The 16,974-nt window shown below is 54.0% G+C and carries 16 protein-coding genes; 13 read left to right on the plus strand and 3 right to left on the minus strand.

The features are described 5' to 3' along the window. Positions 1-61 precede the first annotated feature (61 nt). The gene (locus IMCC3135_RS33290) at positions 62-919 is read right to left on the minus strand and encodes a hypothetical protein (RefSeq protein WP_157736512.1); all 858 of its coding nucleotides are present in this window, start codon (positions 917-919) and stop codon (positions 62-64) included. Positions 920-1,248: 329 nt separating this feature from the next. Here IMCC3135_RS33290 and IMCC3135_RS33295 point away from each other — a divergent pair, with 329 nt between their 5' ends. The 8 genes from IMCC3135_RS33295 to guaD all read left to right on the plus strand — a co-directional run bounded on the left by IMCC3135_RS33295 (position 1,249) and on the right by guaD (position 10,783). Then, a complete protein-coding gene (locus IMCC3135_RS33295; RefSeq protein WP_088921512.1) occupies positions 1,249-2,115 on the plus strand; it encodes an aromatic ring-hydroxylating oxygenase subunit alpha in 867 nt (288 codons plus the stop codon). A 129-nt stretch (positions 2,116-2,244) separates the two neighbouring features. Continuing rightward, positions 2,245-4,053, plus strand: coding sequence for a Rieske 2Fe-2S domain-containing protein (locus IMCC3135_RS33300; RefSeq protein WP_088921513.1), 1,809 nt, complete (start codon positions 2,245-2,247; stop codon positions 4,051-4,053). Positions 4,054-4,087: 34 nt separating this feature from the next. Then, the gene (locus IMCC3135_RS33305) at positions 4,088-4,729 is read left to right on the plus strand and encodes a glutathione S-transferase family protein (RefSeq protein WP_088922214.1); all 642 of its coding nucleotides are present in this window, start codon (positions 4,088-4,090) and stop codon (positions 4,727-4,729) included. After that, entirely contained in the window at positions 4,726-6,243 is a 1,518-nt protein-coding gene (locus tag IMCC3135_RS33310; RefSeq protein WP_236994711.1) for an ABC transporter ATP-binding protein, read from the plus strand. Before IMCC3135_RS33305 ends, IMCC3135_RS33310 begins: the two co-directional genes overlap by 4 nt. After that, entirely contained in the window at positions 6,243-7,310 is a 1,068-nt protein-coding gene (locus IMCC3135_RS33315) for an ABC transporter permease (protein WP_088921515.1), read from the plus strand. Before IMCC3135_RS33310 ends, IMCC3135_RS33315 begins: the two co-directional genes overlap by 1 nt. Next, entirely contained in the window at positions 7,310-8,233 is a 924-nt protein-coding gene (locus tag IMCC3135_RS33320; protein ID WP_088921516.1) for an ABC transporter permease, read from the plus strand. The genes IMCC3135_RS33315 and IMCC3135_RS33320 overlap by 1 nt, the downstream gene beginning before the upstream one ends. Before the next feature lie 41 nt (positions 8,234-8,274). Beyond that, entirely contained in the window at positions 8,275-9,369 is a 1,095-nt protein-coding gene (locus IMCC3135_RS33325) for a BMP family ABC transporter substrate-binding protein (RefSeq protein ID WP_088921517.1), read from the plus strand. 40 nt (positions 9,370-9,409) lie between these two features. Continuing rightward, positions 9,410-10,783: a guanine deaminase gene (gene guaD, locus IMCC3135_RS33330; protein WP_205737832.1), complete on the plus strand. Its 1,374-nt coding sequence runs from the start codon at positions 9,410-9,412 to the stop codon at positions 10,781-10,783. Between the two features lie 4 nt (positions 10,784-10,787). Here guaD and IMCC3135_RS33335 read toward each other — a convergent pair whose 3' ends face one another. Together IMCC3135_RS33335 and IMCC3135_RS33340 are read right to left on the minus strand one after the other, a co-directional pair. Then, entirely contained in the window at positions 10,788-11,465 is a 678-nt protein-coding gene (locus IMCC3135_RS33335; protein WP_088921518.1) for a Crp/Fnr family transcriptional regulator, read from the minus strand. Between the two features lie 212 nt (positions 11,466-11,677). Then, entirely contained in the window at positions 11,678-11,959 is a 282-nt protein-coding gene (locus IMCC3135_RS33340; protein ID WP_157736513.1) for a hypothetical protein, read from the minus strand. Between the two features lie 465 nt (positions 11,960-12,424). Between IMCC3135_RS33340 and IMCC3135_RS33345 the strand changes: the two genes are divergently transcribed. Genes IMCC3135_RS33345 through IMCC3135_RS33365 form a run of 5 tightly spaced genes read left to right on the plus strand, consistent with a single transcriptional unit; the run spans position 12,425 to position 16,865 of the window. Then, positions 12,425-12,958: a DUF6484 domain-containing protein gene (locus IMCC3135_RS33345; RefSeq protein WP_205737833.1), complete on the plus strand. Its 534-nt coding sequence runs from the start codon at positions 12,425-12,427 to the stop codon at positions 12,956-12,958. Between the two features lie 17 nt (positions 12,959-12,975). Then, on the plus strand, positions 12,976-14,232 hold the full coding sequence (locus tag IMCC3135_RS33350) for a TIGR02270 family protein (protein WP_088921520.1): 1,257 nt from the start codon (positions 12,976-12,978) through the stop codon (positions 14,230-14,232). A gap of 1 nt (position 14,233) precedes the next feature. Beyond that, complete coding sequence (locus tag IMCC3135_RS33355) at positions 14,234-15,334, plus strand: DUF2169 family type VI secretion system accessory protein (protein WP_088921521.1); 1,101 nt, start codon at positions 14,234-14,236, stop codon at positions 15,332-15,334. Further along, entirely contained in the window at positions 15,331-16,353 is a 1,023-nt protein-coding gene (locus IMCC3135_RS33360) for a 3-oxoacyl-ACP synthase (protein WP_088921522.1), read from the plus strand. Before IMCC3135_RS33355 ends, IMCC3135_RS33360 begins: the two co-directional genes overlap by 4 nt. 11 nt (positions 16,354-16,364) lie before the next feature. Beyond that, complete coding sequence (locus IMCC3135_RS33365) at positions 16,365-16,865, plus strand: DUF4150 domain-containing protein (protein ID WP_088921523.1); 501 nt, start codon at positions 16,365-16,367, stop codon at positions 16,863-16,865. Positions 16,866-16,974: the final 109 nt, after the last annotated feature.

Consider the following 16,974-nt stretch of genomic DNA (forward strand, 5'->3'; position numbering starts at 1 on the left):
TTTGAGGCTGGAGCGTATCAATGAAACCAGGGGACTTTCATCTGTCGCCCGAAACCCGCCATCAAAAAACCTCAGCATGCACAGTACTATCATCAACAATCTGGCGATAACCCGCATGCTCCCCACAAGCAACATTCAAAGCTTCATTGAAACCTTCGCTGTTGACAAGCAGGCTGACGGTCTTTTGAGTACCGCTCTCGTCATGAACCTCCAGATTAATGGACACGCCTTTATTCATCAATGAAAGCAGGCTAACCGCCTCTGAAAATCCGAGTATGTTCCCACCGCTCTCAGCCCCATAGCTTGACAGCCTTCCATCGCCATAAGCGGTCACTGTATATAGGGACGGCTCCCAAGGCTCAGGGGACAGGATTTGCAGTTTTATGGAATCGAACAAATCCATGCAAACGGCGGATATAACATAGCCGTCAGGATGCTGCGCAAGCTCTCCCACAGAAAGGTATGACACCATGCTGATGTTCATATCTCCGCCTTGTTGGTGATCGACTCTCCAGCCACCATAGACGTTACTTGTATTGTCTGATGACCTGTCAGCCTCCTGATCGTCCACCGTGACGCTATTGCCTGCAGGTGTAAGGGATTGAATATGGTTGATTGTATTTTCAACATCAGCGGCATAGATACTTGAATCGGCAAAACTCGATGCAGATACGCCCATCAAGATCAAGCTGGCAATAGTGCGATGCAAATTCTTTTTTATTATAAAACTCATCGAACTCAAGTACCCCTCATCGCCGCAGGCCTCCGACAGCTTCAAACTCTTCGAAAGAATTCCCGCCCAGATGGGCTGTAGCGGTTTCGCGCCTCCCATCTTGATTACCTTGATGTTCGATGTAACCATATAAAGCGAATAATGGCTGCTTAGCCCCGTAAACTTACAAAGCTGTAAACAAGCCACAACCTACCGGACAAGTCCCGGGAGGATAGTTAAGGATGTGGAGAAGCTATATGCAGCAGGCTTGGTTACATTCTCCAATCAGGTCTGTAAGTACGGCAAAGCTGATCCACAGGTTGTGACGTTCTGTGCGGTTGTGACCGACTCACAACCGCATTTTTTTATGCTCGCTTGAATACCTACCCGCTGCAGGCAGCCTAAGCGCCCCCCTATATATCGCGATATCAACATTCGGCAGCAAGTCTTGTCGTATTTCTGATCCGGTTTGACAGACCCAGGTCTCCTTGGCACAGTAAGGGATTGAATCGCCCTCCCCTAGCGTGTCACCGCTGATGAATCACCCACACACTCTTTGTTCAGATCCTGTCGCTCTGGGTCTCTGGCATCCTATTGCCGCGCTGGAAGATTCGGCAAGCGGCGTCAGGCTCACCACCCGCTTGCTGGGTGAGAGAATTCACTACACCAAGCTCGACGATCAGCAGGTGTCTGTTGAACACGGTGATCGCTCACTACCCGTGACGCTGGCCTATGGCTACATCTGGACCTGCATGGGCACACCCACGACCCCCTTGTTCGACTTGCCCGAATACGCCGAGTCTGACCGACGCAATGTCTGCGCAGCCACCGTCGGTGTAAAGACATCGGCACCGCGTGCAGTGGAAAACTTTCTGGACATGGGGCACTTCCCGTTTGTGCATACCGGCATCCTGGGGACAGAACCGCACACCGAGGTACGCGAGTACGAGGTCACTCTGGACGAAAAGCGTGACGAGATCCTCGCTACAGAATGCATCTTCTACCAACCGCAAGCCGCGGCAGGCGCAACCGGCGGCATCATGGCCGATTACATCTACCGTGTGCCTCACCCCTATTGCAGCGTCTTGTACAAGTCCTGCCCCACTGATGAATCGCGTCTGGATGTCATCGCCCTGTTCCTGCAGCCGGTGGACGAGGAAACCATCAGAGCCCATGCTCTGGTCAGCGTCATCGATGCGCAAAGCAGTGATCTGGATATCCGCATGTTCCAGCAGACCATCTTCGGTCAGGACAAGCCTATCCTCGAAAACCAGCTGCCTAAAAGACTACCGCTGGATCCACGCGCAGAAACTCCTATCAGGGCTGACAAGGCCGCTATCGTCTATCGACGCTGGCTACGCTCCAAGGGCTTGAACTACGGGGTCATTCCTGCCGCTGCGTGATATCGCATTTCGGCAATCAGCGTCAAAAAACCGTTGATTCATAAACGTAAATCTGTTTATCTTGAGTGCTTGCCAAGGCCTCTGTGCTCTCCTAACCTTCTCTCAAAAGATGCTCTCTTTTAGTGCCCTATGATCGATCTTGAAGCAGCCCGATATCTCTGGCACCCGGTCGCAGCGAGTAGCGATCTTGTCTATCGGCACGTCTATCAGGCCATGATCCTGGGACGTGAGCTGGCCGTCTGGCGAGCTGACGATGGCAATGTGAATGTCTGGGAAAACCGTTGCCTGCATCGTGGCGTGCGTTTGTCTATCGGCATCAACGATGGTACCGAGCTGGTCTGTCAGTATCATGGCTGGCGCTACGCCAACCGGACTGCAGGTTGCACCTATATACCGGCACACCCTGCCGACGCACCGGCCCGCTCTATCTGCAACAACACCTATGCGGTCGCCGAGCGCTTTGGCCTGATCTGGAGTGGTGAATCACCGGATGTCGCCCTGCCCGAGTTAGGCATGCTGGACACCAGTCACGTTACCCCACTGATGGGCATGACTCTCAACGCCCCCTTGCATCGCGTGGCATTACCGTTGATCGAGGCCTACACGGTGCAGCATTCAACACAGATCGGCACACAAAGTGTGCGCTACGGTGCCAACACCCCCGACCCCTACACCATCATTTTGCATGCTGACTGCTCGCAATCCGAGTCTCCGTCACCCGATATTGCCTTTTTCCTGCAACCCATCGACTCGGGCCGCACCGCCATACGCGGTGTTCTGTGCGGCCTGGATGAGACGACAACCGACAAAGCCAGCATTACCCAGCTACTGCGCTGCCACCACCATGTGATCAACAACGTGCGACGACAGTTAGAGTCCCTGATCGCCAGCGAACCCGCTCCTGCCCCGTGGATACCCATCATCCCCACGGTCAGCGAAGCTCAGGCAGGTCTGCCACCTCTGGGCAGTTCGGGACGCAGTGCCACACAGCGCGTTCGGGTCGCAGCCATCGATACCGTGGCTCAACACATCAAGTCGTTCAGACTCGAAGCCATCAGCGTGTCTGGCGCTCTACAACTACCTGCCTCGCAACCCGGCGCCCATATCGACGTGCATTTGCCAGAAGGACTGATCCGGCAATACTCCCTGATCAACGGCCCTGGCCAGACCGATCACTACGCCATTGCGGTCAAGGAAACTGCCGACTCCGCTGGTGGCTCCAGCGCTCTGCACCACAACATCAGAGTCGGTGACTTGCTGGCCACCTCGGCACCACGCAACAACTTCACCCTGCGTCGTGATGCCGAGCATACGATGCTGCTTGCCGGCGGTATCGGTCTGACGCCATTACTATCGATGGCCAGAGCACTGAATAAAATGGCTCGCCCATTTACGCTGCATTATTTTGTGACCACTGAAGACCAGATCATGTTCAGGGATGAACTGGAATCCCTGCACGGCGATGTTCAGTTCCATATAGGACTGGATCCGCAACAAACCGAACAGAAGCTGGCCACACTACTGGCCAATCCTCCTGCCCACCACCATCTCTACCTATGTGGCCCAGGCCCCATGATGGACTGTGCCCGTGACACGGCCAGCTCCCGGGGCTGGGCAGACAACACCGTACATTTTGAGTATTTCAAAAACTTAACGACCCTGGATGACTCATCCAGCTTTGTTGTGGAACTGGCTCGCTCAGGTTTGACGCTGCAGGTCCCGGCAGGTGAGAGTCTGCTGACGACACTGCGCCACAATGGCGTGGCCGTGCCCTCCTCCTGTGAACAGGGCTCTTGTGGCACCTGTCGTGTCAACGTGCTGGAAGGCGAACCCGATCATCAGGATGTCTATCTGAGCCAGAGCGAACAGGCCCGTGGAGATTGTCTGATGAGCTGTGTCTCCCGCGCCCGCTCTGAAAAACTGGTACTTGACCTGTGAACATTTTCTCAATGAACCTGCCCCTGAAAGCCGCATGATCTCACTGTACGATTACGAGTTATCGGGCAACTGCTACAAGGTTCGCCTGCTACTGAGCATGCTGGGTATTGAATACCAGACGAAGGTTGTCGAGTTCTACCCGGCAGCCGAGCATAAGCAAGCTGCTTTTCTGGCCGTCAGTCCTCTGGGAGAACTGCCGGTTCTGCAAGATGGTGAACTGATACTGCCAGACTCACAGGCGATACTGGCCTACCTTGCTACACAGTACGACAAGTCCGGAACCTGGCATCCACAAACATCGCCAACCATTGCAGCCCAAGTCACCCAGTGGTTGTGCTTTGCCAACGCCCTAACCTCAAGCGCCTCTGCTGCGCGCCTGGCAGACGGCTTCTTCTACGATTTTGATATCGATGAATGCCGCACTCGTGCGCATCGACTGTTTCGCATTCTGGATGAACATCTGTGGCTTCAGGAACGTGACAAGCAGAACTGGCTAGTCAATGGTGATGCACCCACCATTGCTGATATTGCCTGCTTTCCTTACATCATTCTCTCAGAAGAGGGTGGCATTTCCCGCATGGATTACCCTGCTATACGTCGATGGACCGACCGGATCAAACGCATTCCCGGCTTCATCGTCATGCCTGGTGTTTTCCCTGCGGGTCCGGGCGCTTGAGCGCGCTACTGCAGCTGCGCGGCATTAGCAAGGCCTACCCTGCTGTCATTGCCAACGATCAGATTGATCTGGACATACAACGTGGCGAAATCCACGCCATTTTAGGTGAGAACGGTGCGGGTAAATCCACACTGATGAAACTCATCTATGGTGTCAGCCAACCCGATGAAGGTCAGATCCTCTGGCAGGGCCAGCCAGTGAGTATCCGTAGCCCATCGCAAGCTCGCAGTCTTGGCATCGGCATGGTTTTCCAGCATTTCTCATTATTCGAATCCCTGACGGTTGCCCAGAACATTGCCTTGGCTGTGAAGGGTTCCATCAAATCACTTTCCGCTCAGGTGGAAGAGGTGGGAGAACGCTTCGGACTGCCTTTGTCTGCCGATACGGTAGTGCACTCACTATCAGTTGGTGAACGTCAGCGTGTCGAGATTATCCGCTGCATCCTGCAAAAGCCGAAGCTGCTGATCATGGATGAACCTACCTCTGTACTACCACCACAGGGTGTACAGCAATTGTTTGAAACCCTGCGCACACTGCGCGAGGATGGTTGCAGCATCTTGTACATCAGCCACAAGCTGGATGAAATACGCCAACTGTGTGACAACGCCACTATTCTCAGAGCTGGCAAAGTGGTGGGCAGCACCCAGCCTGCCAGCCAGAGTAACGAGTCATTAGCACGCATGATGATAGGTCGGACCATCGATCCACCGGCCCATGCACCCGCGGTACCCGATAGCCGCATAAGACTGTCAATTCAAAATCTACAACACGAACCGATCGATCCCTTCGGCACGACCTTGAAGAAGGTGTCTCTGCAAGTCAGCCCCGGTGAGATCGTTGGCATCGCCGGTGTCTCGGGCAATGGCCAGAACGAGCTGATGCGCCTGATATCCGGCGAAGTACTTTTTGCGGGTAAAGACATCGGTGACATACGCTTTGATGACACATCAATCAAAACCCTGCCACCCACAAAACGCCGACTGATGGGCCTGGGCTTTGTACCAGAGGAACGGCTGGGACGAGGCGCGGTTCCCGATCTGTCACTGGCCTATAACGCACTACTGACTGCCTACCGGCATGGACTGACCAAATTGGGCATGATCCGCTTTGGCGCCATGCATCGGTTTGCGCAGGATTGCATCGAGGATAACGATGTGCGCTGCGGCGGCATTCAATCGATGGCTGGCAGCCTGTCGGGTGGCAATCTGCAGAAGTTCATTGTTGGCCGGGAAATGGCCTTGCAACCCACTTTGCTGGTGTTGTCACAACCCACCTGGGGACTGGATGTGGGCGCTGCCAACAATATCCGTACAGCCCTGCTGAAAATGCGCGATCAGGGTGCCGCCGTTCTGGTGGTCTCCGAAGAGCTGGAGGAGTTGTTTGAAATCAGTGATCGTTTGCATGTCATGTACGACGGCAATCTTTCACCTTCGCTGCAGACGCGCGACACCAGCTCGACCCAGATTGGTCGCTGGATGACTGGTGAGTTTCTGCATGAGTCAGGAGCCGCATAATGGCCTACCGAATCGTTGCTCGCACCCAGACCTCATTAAAAGCACAGTTGCTGGTGCCTCTGGCAGCCGTGGTGCTGACGCTCATAGCAGGCTCCATCCTGTTCACGCTGCTGGGTAAAAACCCACTGGCAGCATTTTACGCCTTCTTCATCGAACCGCTGACAACGCAATACGGTATTGGCGAGGTGCTGCTCAAGACTGGCCCCTTACTGCTTATTGCCCAAGGCCTGGCTATCGGCTTTCGGGCACGTGTCTGGAATATCGGCGCCGAGGGTCAGCTGCTGGCAGGCGCCATGGCAGCGGGTGCGCTGGCTCTGCATTTCGAGGATTCAGAATCCGCCTGGTTGCTGCCGGCCATGGTCTGTATCGGCACCCTGGCAGGAGCGGCCTGGGCGGGCATTGCCGCCTGGCTGCGCACCCAGTTCAACGCCAACGAGATACTGGTGACCTTCATGCTCTCCAGTATTGCACTACAACTGCTGTACTTTCTGGTCAGCGGCCCCTTGCGTGACCCCATGGGCATGAGCTACCCACAATCAGCCCTGTTTGGCGATGCGGCCCTGTTTGCCCCTTTGATTGAACATACCCGCGTCAACTCCTCTTTGTATCTGGCACTGGGCGCCTCTGTACTGGCCTGGGTATTCGTGCAACGCAGTTTGCCCGGCTACAAACTGCTGGTGGGAGGTCAGGCGCCGCATGCCGCACGCTACGCAGGCTTTGCCGAGAAAAAGGCTGTCTGGGTCGGCTTGTTGATCGGTGGCGCGGCGGCCGGTATGGCAGGTGTTGGTGAGGTAGCAGGACCGCTGGGCTTGTTGCAACGATCCATCTCTCCAGGCTACGGCTTCGCAGCCATTATCGTCGCCTTCCTGGGTGGACTACACCCTATCGGTATCGTCTTCGCAGCGTTTTTCATGGCGCTGATCTACGTGGGCGGCGATATGTCGCTGGTCTCGGTCGGGCTACCTAATGCCTCCACCACCATTTTTCAGGGCATGCTGCTGGTGTTCTATCTGGCTTGCTTTCTGTTTGCCAATCACCGCTTGCAAAAAGTCGAGGTTCGTCACTGATGCTCGACTCACTTACATTCTTGATCGCTGGCACCCTGGCCGCCGCCACCCCCTTGCTGTTTGCCGCCATGGGCGAGGCGGTGGTTGAAAAGTCCGGTGTATTGAACCTGAGTATCGAAGGCATGATGGCGGTCGGTGCCGCCACAGGCTTTGCTGTGACGACACTCAGTGGCTCCTATGTCAGCGGCTTTGCCATGGCAGCGCTGGCCAGTGCGGCTCTGTCGGTGATCTTCGCCTGTCTGGTGCTGGTGTTTCTGGCCAATCAGGTAGCAGCAGGTCTGGCTGTGGGCATATTGGGTCTGGGCGCATCGGTTCTGATTGGCAAGAACTACGAGAGCCGCACCATCAGCCCCCTTGATGGACTGGAGCTGGGCTGGCTGTCGGACCTGCCCGTGCTGGGTGAGGTGCTTTTTTCGCATGACATCATGCTCTATGCGGGCATTGCCACCACCTTGTTTGTCTGGTGGGTACTGAATCACTCCAAGCTTGGCCTGATCATACGAGCGGTGGGCGAGTCTCCCAAAGCTGCCAGCGCCATTGGCTATCCGGTGATCCTGATCCGTTTTCTGGCCATCGCCTTCGGTGGCGCCATGGCGGGTCTGGGTGGCGCCTATCTGACACTGGCCTACACCCCGTTATGGGCGGAAGGTCTGGTGGCAGGTCGTGGCTGGATTGTTATCGCTCTGGTGGTATTCGGTATGTGGCAACCCCTGCGTATCGCCATTGGTGCCTATCTCTTCGGTGCTGTCTCACTGCTTGAACTGTTCATTCAGGGTCAGGGCTTTGCCATTCCCTCGCAGCTCATGTCTGCCATGCCCTACATCATTACCATCATCATTCTGGCCGTCATGTCGCGCAATCCGCGACTGATCCGACTTAACCATCCGGCCTCATTGGGCCAGCCCTACCACCGGGACGCCTGATTACCCATTTCTTCTTTCTTTAAAGCAACTGGCATCAACACATGAAAAACTGGACTGACCGTATACGCACCACAGCCATGGCTGTCACGGTGGCACTCGGCCTCGGTGCCACGAAGGCACAGGCGCAGGACGCCTTCACCATCGGCTATATCTACCCCTCTCCGGCAACCGATGTCGGCTGGGCACACGAGCTGGATCGTGGTCGTCAAGCCATCGAAGAAAAGTTTGGTGACAAGGTCAAGAGCATCGTTGTCGAGAACATTCAGGACGGTCCGGATGCTGCTCGCATCATGAATCAGATGGCCGCCTCTCAGGGCGTCGATATGATGGTGCTCGGATCCTTTGGTTATATGAACGATGGCCTGAAAATCGCCAAGCGTTATCCCGATATCGATTTCATCCACGCCAGCGGTTACAAGACTTCCAAGAATTTCTCCACCTTCCTGACGCGCAATCATGAAAGCGCCTATGTAGCTGGCATGGCGGCAGGCTATGTCACAAAATCCAACACCATCGGTGTGGTGGCAGCCTATGCCATTCCTGAAGTGGTCGGCATCATCAATGGTTTTACTCTGGGTGCCCAGGCAACCAATCCGGAGATCACCGTCAAGGTTGTCTGGCTGAACTCCTGGTTCGACCCCAGCAAGGCGCAGGAATCTGCCCGCTCACTGATCGCACAGCAATCCGACGTTCTTTTTTCCGTCTATCAGGACACACCTTCAGTGGTCTCGGTCGCCGAAGAGGAAGGCGTTTATGTGGTCAATACCAGTTCCGACATGAAAGCCTATGCGCCTGAACATCTGCTGGCTTCCATGCAGATCTCATGGGCAGACTATTTCATCGAACAGGTGCAGGCATCCATGGATGACACCTTTGCAGGCAGTGCTTTCTGGGGCGGCATGGCAGACAAGGCCGTCAGCGTCGAGTCTTTGAGCGATGATCTGAGCGAAGAGCAACGTGCCACACTGGATGCGACCATCGCCGACATCACCAGTGGCGTGCTGAGCCCTTTTGTAGGTCCTGTGTTCGATCAGGACGGCGTAGAAAAAGTAGCGATAGGCGAAAACTTGAGTGACAACGACTTGCTGAGCATCAGCTGGTTGGTGACAGGCATCGAAACCAAACTACCCAAGTAATCAATCCAGACAGGCCTCTCCATTCTGAATGACTGAACAAATGACATCACAACATGCTCAGTCAGACAGCTGGCATCTGGGTCTGTTCATGCATATGCCCCGCATGAGCAGACTCGAGGTGCTGGAGAACACACTGATCCAGGTCGATGCTCTTGGCAGCATTGTCTCGCTCACCCGTCCGGATGAGCCTGAATACACAGAACGCCTGCACACTGCTCGACGCAGTGGTGCACTGACCGAAATGAGTTCCCAGCAGATGATGATCCCCGGACTGGTGGATCTGCATGTGCATGCGCCTCAATGGCCGCAACTGGGCAAGGCTTTGCACCTACCCTTGCAGGACTGGTTGAACCACTACACCTTTCCGCTGGAAGCACGCTATCAGGATATTGATTTTGCCCGGCAAGTCTATCCGTCTCTGGTGCGTGCCCTGCTGGCCAATGGCACAACCACAGCCATGTATTTTGCCACTGTGCATGAAGAGGCCACCGAATTGCTCGCAGCCACCTGCCTGGCTCTTGGTCAGCGCGCCTATGTAGGTCGCGTAGCCATGGACGATCCTCAGCAGTGCCCGGATTATTATCGCGACAGCGATGCACAAGCAGCCGTTGCCGCCTCGGAGCGCAGCATCCATGCAATCAGACAACTATCGGGCAATCAGAACCAGCTGGTAAAGCCTGTTATTACACCCCGTTTCATACCCAGCTGCACCAACGACTTGCTGGCAGGTCTGGGCGAGCTGGCAGCACGCCATCAATGCCATGTTCAGACGCATTGCTCGGAGAGTGACTGGGAACATGATTACGTGCTGAACCGACTGGGCAAGACCGACACCCAGGCACTGGCAGATTTTGGCCTGCTGAACCGGCACACCGTGCTGGCACATTCCAACTTCATCACTGACAGTGATATGGGCCGGATACAGGAAGCCGGCAGCGGCATCGCTCATTGCCCCTTGTCCAACAGCTATTTCGCGGACAGTGTTTTTCCCTTGCGTAGAGCACTCGACAAGTCATTACGAGTGGGGCTAGGCACCGATATCGCAGGCGGTCATAGCGCCTCCTTGTTCAATACCTGTCAGCATGCCGTGGCCTCATCGCGCATGCTTGAATCCGGTGTCGATGCGCGACTGCCTGCCGCTGAGCGAGGGCAAGCCAACGCTCGCATCAACTTTCTGGAAGCCTTCTATCTGGCAACGGCCGGTGGCGCTGATGTGCTTGATAGCCCCACGGGTTTGTTCGAGCCAGGCAGGCAGTTTGATGCCCTGCTGTTGGATCTTGACTGTCCTGAGAATCGATTGAACGAGTTCACCCGGGCCAATGACTGGGAGGATCTACTGGGCTGTGTGGTCTATAATACGCAGCCATGCAATATCGGCAGAGTCTGGATCGACGGGCGTTGTGTTCATGGCTGAAGTATTACCAGCGATCGGGTAAGTCCTTGTGGATTTTCACGCAATGGCTTTCGATTGAAATATAACCACCAACCCGAAGTTCCTTGAGAATCTTGCTGATCATCTCCCGGCTTGATCCGACCCGACTGGCCAATTCCTGATGGGTGACTCTTTCTGTAATACGTGTGCCATCTTCCTGTTCGGATGCCGATGAATTCAGGGCACGTACCAGACGACCATAAACATCCATTAATGCCAGACAACTGACATCTTCTGTCATACCACGGATGCGCCCCACCAGAGAGTGAATAATGGCTTGTGCCACCAGAGGTTCTTTCAGAATTTCGTGAGTGATATCGGCACTGGGTACGACAAGACAATGACAGGCGCTGGTTGTAATCACATTAGCGGTGCGGGTGTGACCATCCAGTAGTCCCAACTCACCGAAGCACTCGCCTGAGGAAAACGTGCCAACGATGAATTCGTTGCCATCGTCATCATCGATAAAGGCATAGGCGGTGCCTTGCAACAGTACATAGGCCGCATGACTCTCTTCGCCTGCCACAATAATATGTGTGTTCTTCCTGAACTTGCGCAGTGTTGAAGCGCGTTCCAGGTTCGCAATGGCGGCTTCAGGAAAGGCCTTGAAAAAATCCACATCTGACAGTGAGGGCAGACTATCGACCGCTTTCAGCTTTCCCATAGGTAAAAAAACTCGTAATCTATAGTGTACAAACCATATCGATGGTGCAGGCTGCAGGCAGAGTTTAATCCACCGCTCCCCGTCGAGGATTCAGCTTAACACCAGAGTCCAACCGGCAACATCCTTCATTCGCAAAACGCAGGCAGGGCTGAGGTTTCATCCATGATGTGTTTGGATATCAGCGCTTTGTCAATGTAGCTTGCAGACGATGTTCAGTAACCGGCAGACAACTGAATATCATCATAGCAATGGCAGATCTGGTCAACGGTATCTGCCTCCGCTCTCACCGAACCCAGCTTGTTATAAGCCACCAGCAAACGGCTTTCCAGCGTGCCGATGAACAGGTAACGGCTACCGACATCCATATATCGTTGGGCCCGCTCGTAGAATCCCAGCACAATAGTCCAGCCGGACTGCGAATCCAGACTCTGCCAATGTATTTCAATGGCCTCCTGTTGGGCTACGATCTCTTCGAGTATTCCATTCACAGCCATTTGGGCATCGCATAGCTCCTCTTGAAAACAATCGGCCAAAACCGGAGGAGATCTCAAGCCTGATACCAAAAACAAGAAAAGCAATGATATTTGCATAAAGTTGACGTTCATCAGTAGCGTGTTTCCATGTCGATGTCCAGTCACACCCGTTCTGGATAAAGACACTATCGACGACGAACTCGCTTGCGGATGTAACTGGGCGGTTTCTAAAAAAGTGAATATTCACAATCTGTGACAATTACTGCTCAGCGATATAACACAGGTATGAAACCCTCTATTCCTAGCCTAAAGTCGAGGACGAATAGATAATGAAATAATGACTTATCGCTTAATCTAAAATAAAAATTTGGAAGGGCCATTCACAACACAGAAATGCCCTCTCCGGGTTAAGCATTAAGTTCAATCACGAAGTTCTTCTCGTATCACTGGGTATGATGAAAGCCATGACGAAAGGGGACTCTGAATATGCAAAAAATTGCAGAAATTGATCTACCTGTCCATTCCGACAAGATCAATATAAATGAGTCTCGGAACTCAGCCTTACCAGCCCCTGTGCACGGAGTCCTGATCGGGGTATTGGCAACACTCAATCAAATGGGTCAACCTAGTGTTACCTATGCCGGAAATCACACAGCACGACCGGTACTGGCCAAGTCAACAACCTTGATACCTACCGATGCCATCGGCAAGAAAGTCGCCCTTCTGTTCGAAAACGGTGACATCACTCTGCCCATTGTCATCGGCATCTTGCAGGAGCCTTGCACAACAGCGCCAGTGCTCAGCACCATCGAGGACGACACGATTCACCCGGCGCAGAGCGAACTCATCGTGGACGGACGTCCAATAGACCTTCAGGCACGCGAACAGATTATCTTGCGCTGCGGAAAATCCAGCATCACAATGACCAGTGCTGGCAAAATCATTATCCGTGGAACTTATGTTTCAAGTAAATCGTCGGGAGCCAATCGCATCCGCGGCGGTTCGGTACAGATAAACTGAGGGCAGCACCTGCCCTCATGCCGCACATTATCGAGACCGTTGTGTACCAGCATGCAGAGAATGCCTGTGCACTTTGGTGGCAATGGCATCTGGCGCTTGACCAACCACACTATACATTGGGGGATCTGACAGGGATTGAAAAGCGAATCAATGCCAATATGAACGGTCTGCGCATTGCTGGCAAAAACGCCTTGATACAGGTACAGGAACTGGCTGATGCCAACGATGAGGGAGCCATTTTCGTCTCGGCACTGCTTGCGATTCAGCGTGGCGATATATCAGGCTTTCTCACACTTGCAGAGACTGACTGCGTAAAGCCGGGCGGACTTGCCGAGCTGAGCACGGCACTGGCATGGGCCGATCATGATCAGTCGCAACGTATCATTCTGCAACTGCTGAACAGCGACAGAGCCGAGTGGTTGATTCTGGGCCTACAGGCCTGTGTGGCTCACGCGCGCAATCCAGGTCAGCATTTGTATCAATGTACCAGACACAGCGATAGTCGTGTTCGTGCCACAGCCTTTCAGGCCGCAGCTAACCTGGGCGACAAGAACATATTGCGAACCTTGCCAGTATCCACCCCGGGTGGGCCAGACGAGCAGTTTGAACTCGCACGTGCCTTTACCTTTCTGGGACGCTACAAGGAAGGTCAACTCATGCTCGAACAACTGGCTCTGGGCTCAAGTCACGTTGCGCCTCTGGCTACCAGGCTATTTCTGTTGAGTGCCTCTTCTGCCATAAGTCGCGACTTGCTCAGAACCCTGAACGATCGTCCAGAGCGTGCTCGAGATGTGGTTCGAGGCTTTGGCCTGCTGGGCGAGCCAACCTCGATGGAATGGTTGATCGATCAGTGTCACTCTCCCATGCTTGGCCGGTTGGCTGGGGAATCCATTACGTTGATCACGGGTGTGGACTTGATCAACAACGATCTGGAACTTGCCGATGGACCTGAAACGGCGATCAACGCGCTCAGTGACGAGCCTGACGATAAGCGCGTAAAACTCGATGAGGATGACAACCTACCCTGGCCGGATGCACCCCGCATCAGCCACTGGTGGGAGAACCTGTCCGCACAGCCTATCAACGACAAGCAATATCTCTGCGGGCACCTGCGCACATCCAAGAGCTACCAACTCATGCTCAGAATCGGCAAGCAGAGACAGCGAACTATCGCCGCTGACATCATGGCTTTGACTAATCCCGGCGCACCGTATTGCAATACGCATTTGCCCACGTGGCGCCAACCGGGCCTCACGCCAGGTGGACCCGACTGACATGCGACTACTCAACCACACACCCTTTCTGGCAGCGTACACCCTGGGCCTGGCTCCCGATGGTCGAGAATCGGTCGTGGTCGTCATCAAGGCCACGTTTTCCATACCCACCTCATACTATGCTCATCCTGAACTACTGGACGAACAAGTTGCGCTGGTAGAGGCAGACATTCACACAGCTGAGCCTGAATCTTCAGCCCCTCTGTATGAAGCGGACTATGCCTTGGGAAAGCCACGCTGCGACGTTACCCTCATTGGCTCGGCCTATGCCCCCAACGGCAACCCTGCTGAACGAGTACAAACCGGTCTGTCAGTCGGGCAGATCAACAAATTTATCAACGTCATCGGTGAACGTCACTGGATGAGTAATACAACGTGCGTTGTGACTAGTCAGCCACGTACTTTTCAGATGGCCACGATCAGCTATGACATGGCCTTTGGCGGCACTGACAAAGCGCATGAAGACAAGCGCTTCCATGATGCCTTCATGCTCAACCCTGTCGGCATCGGCTTTCATCGGGCTGTGCTTCACAATCTGGTTGATGGCACGCCTGCCCCCTCTACAGAGATGCCCGACCAACCCGTCATGCAACCTAATGGCGTCTACAAGCCCATGTCTTTTGGACCTGTCGGGCGCGCTTGGCAACCAAGAATCCAGTACGCCGGCACTTATGACGATACCTGGCTTGATGAGCAATTCCCCTTCCTGCCGACGGACTTCGACAATCGCTATTACCAGAGTGCACCTGCCGACCAGCAGACAAACTACCTTCAGGGCGGTGAGGAGGTAACTCTGGTAAACCTGACGCCCGAGGGCTTATGTCGTTTTCGTATTCCGACCCTGGAGATGCCCGTCTGTTTCTTCAAGAAAAAATCGGTCCGTGAATACAGACAGGCTGTGATTGACACACTGGTCATTGAACCGGACCAGAGCCGCTTCAGCATGACGTGGCGCGCCACCCAACTTTTACAATCAAACATCTTTGAAATTCCTGAGGTCATTATTGGAAAATTTCCGCAAACCAGAGGCATAGCCAAACCGCACATCTCTTCACTGGCAGAACCGGGCAAAAACCGAAACACCACGGATGAGACGCTGTGAATACTCTCATCACCATTACCGGCTCAGGCATGGTCACCGCTGTAGGCAATGACGCTGCCTCCAGCTGTGCCGCTATTCACTGTGCCATCGACAACTTCCGTGAAAGTCAGTTCATGGATAACGCAGGGGAACCGATCACAACAGCCGCCTGCGAGCTGGACGAACCCTGTAGCGGTGAGACCCGGCTGGTCAAGATGGCGGCGGCGGCGCTGGCAGAATGCCTTGCTTCAAACTCGGCCATCGACTGCAAACACACCCCTTTGATTCTGTGTCTTCCTGAACGCTCCCGACAGGACTACCCCATCAGTGATGATGCTGCTTTTTTCCTGGCTATTCAGGAGGAGCTGGGATTGGGCTTCTCTGACAAATCACGATTACTGGCGCATGGACATGTGTCCGCCGCCGTAGCGTTACTCAATGCAAGACAAATGCTGGCCAACAATCAGAGCGTGAAACATGTACTGATTGCCTCTGCAGACTCTCTGCTAAGCACAGCAACGCTGCAGCATTTTGAAGACAACGACAGATTACTCACTAGTGAGCATTCAGACGGTATATTACCTGGCGAAGCTGCTGCGGCAATTGTGGTCGAGCGCGCCAGAGGTAATCGCGGGGCAATGCTCGTTCATGGCATTGGATTTGCCGTGGAACCCGCGCCCATACTATCCGGCAAACCAACTCAGGCACAAGGTTTGACGCAGGCCATCAAGGCCGCACTTGAAGAGGCACAGCTGCCCATGCAGGAAATGGCTTACCGGATCACTGATCTTTCTGGCGAGCACTACTACTTCAGGGAAGCCGCCCTGGCATTATCCAGAACGCTGAGAGTCTTGCGAGATGAGTTCGACATACTTCACCCAGCAGACTGTGTTGGTGAAACAGGTACTGCCCTTGGCTTTATCATTCTTGGCTATCAACTGGATCTAATCAGAACTCACCCCCCTGACTTTCCCCAACTGATCGCGCACTTCAGCAACGACGATGGCAGACGCGCTGCCATTGTTCTTGGCATGAATTAGGAGAACACAGCATGGCCAGCAACGTTTACGTCAATGGTCGAAAGATTGTCTGCAAAAAAGCTGGCGGAAAATCAATCTGTGCGTTCCCCGATGTCTGCTTTACGCCACCCGACAAGATCACCTCCACCCCAAAGGGCATTCCTGTGCCCTATCCGAACACCGGCGCAGCATCCGATCTGACTAACGGTTCTAAAAGCCTAAAAATTGGCAACAAGGAAGTAGCGCTTAAAAACAAGTCATATTTAAAGAAATCTGCAGGTAACGAGACCGGTAATACTCAAAAGAAAGGTGTGCTGACTCGCACCAACCGCGGCAAGGTCTTCTTCAATAGCTGGTCCATGAATGTCAAGATCGAAGGCCTGAATGCTGTCAGGCATCTGGATATCACCACCCATAACCACGGCTCATTGCCAGGTAACTCTCCGACATGGTCCTATCTGGACCAAGCCACTGCTATCCGCACCGCTACAGATATAGACATATCAACCTCGGATGAAGAAAGCCTTTTATGAAGGCGTAGCTGCAGCGAAAGCTATTTTGCTATTCATACGTTCATAAGCCCTTCTGCTAGTTTTTTCCTTTCTCTTCTCCCGAGCCTTTCTCTTCTGCTCGCGCAGTGCT

This window comes from Granulosicoccus antarcticus IMCC3135, from assembly GCF_002215215.1.
Taxonomy (GTDB): domain Bacteria; phylum Pseudomonadota; class Gammaproteobacteria; order Granulosicoccales; family Granulosicoccaceae; genus Granulosicoccus; species Granulosicoccus antarcticus.

Excerpts from the sequence above, each read along its gene's own strand:
- IMCC3135_RS33365 (WP_088921523.1), top strand. The coding sequence starts at position 16,365 with ATGGCCAGCAACGTTTACGTCAATGGTCGAAAGATTGTCTGCAAAAAA.
- IMCC3135_RS33325 (WP_088921517.1), top strand. The coding sequence starts at position 8,275 with ATGAAAAACTGGACTGACCGTATACGCACCACAGCCATGGCTGTCACG.
- IMCC3135_RS33320 (WP_088921516.1), top strand. The coding sequence starts at position 7,310 with ATGCTCGACTCACTTACATTCTTGATCGCTGGCACCCTGGCCGCCGCC.
- IMCC3135_RS33315 (WP_088921515.1), top strand. The coding sequence starts at position 6,243 with ATGGCCTACCGAATCGTTGCTCGCACCCAGACCTCATTAAAAGCACAG.
- IMCC3135_RS33340 (WP_157736513.1), bottom strand. The coding sequence starts at position 11,959 with ATGGCTGTGAATGGAATACTCGAAGAGATCGTAGCCCAACAGGAGGCC.
- IMCC3135_RS33305 (WP_088922214.1), top strand. The coding sequence starts at position 4,088 with ATGATCTCACTGTACGATTACGAGTTATCGGGCAACTGCTACAAGGTT.
- guaD (WP_205737832.1), top strand. The coding sequence starts at position 9,410 with ATGACATCACAACATGCTCAGTCAGACAGCTGGCATCTGGGTCTGTTC.
- IMCC3135_RS33335 (WP_088921518.1), bottom strand. The coding sequence starts at position 11,465 with ATGGGAAAGCTGAAAGCGGTCGATAGTCTGCCCTCACTGTCAGATGTG.
- IMCC3135_RS33300 (WP_088921513.1), top strand. The coding sequence starts at position 2,245 with ATGATCGATCTTGAAGCAGCCCGATATCTCTGGCACCCGGTCGCAGCG.
- IMCC3135_RS33355 (WP_088921521.1), top strand. The coding sequence starts at position 14,234 with ATGCGACTACTCAACCACACACCCTTTCTGGCAGCGTACACCCTGGGC.
- IMCC3135_RS33295 (WP_088921512.1), top strand. The coding sequence starts at position 1,249 with ATGAATCACCCACACACTCTTTGTTCAGATCCTGTCGCTCTGGGTCTC.
- IMCC3135_RS33345 (WP_205737833.1), top strand. The coding sequence starts at position 12,425 with ATGCAAAAAATTGCAGAAATTGATCTACCTGTCCATTCCGACAAGATC.
- IMCC3135_RS33350 (WP_088921520.1), top strand. The coding sequence starts at position 12,976 with ATGCCGCACATTATCGAGACCGTTGTGTACCAGCATGCAGAGAATGCC.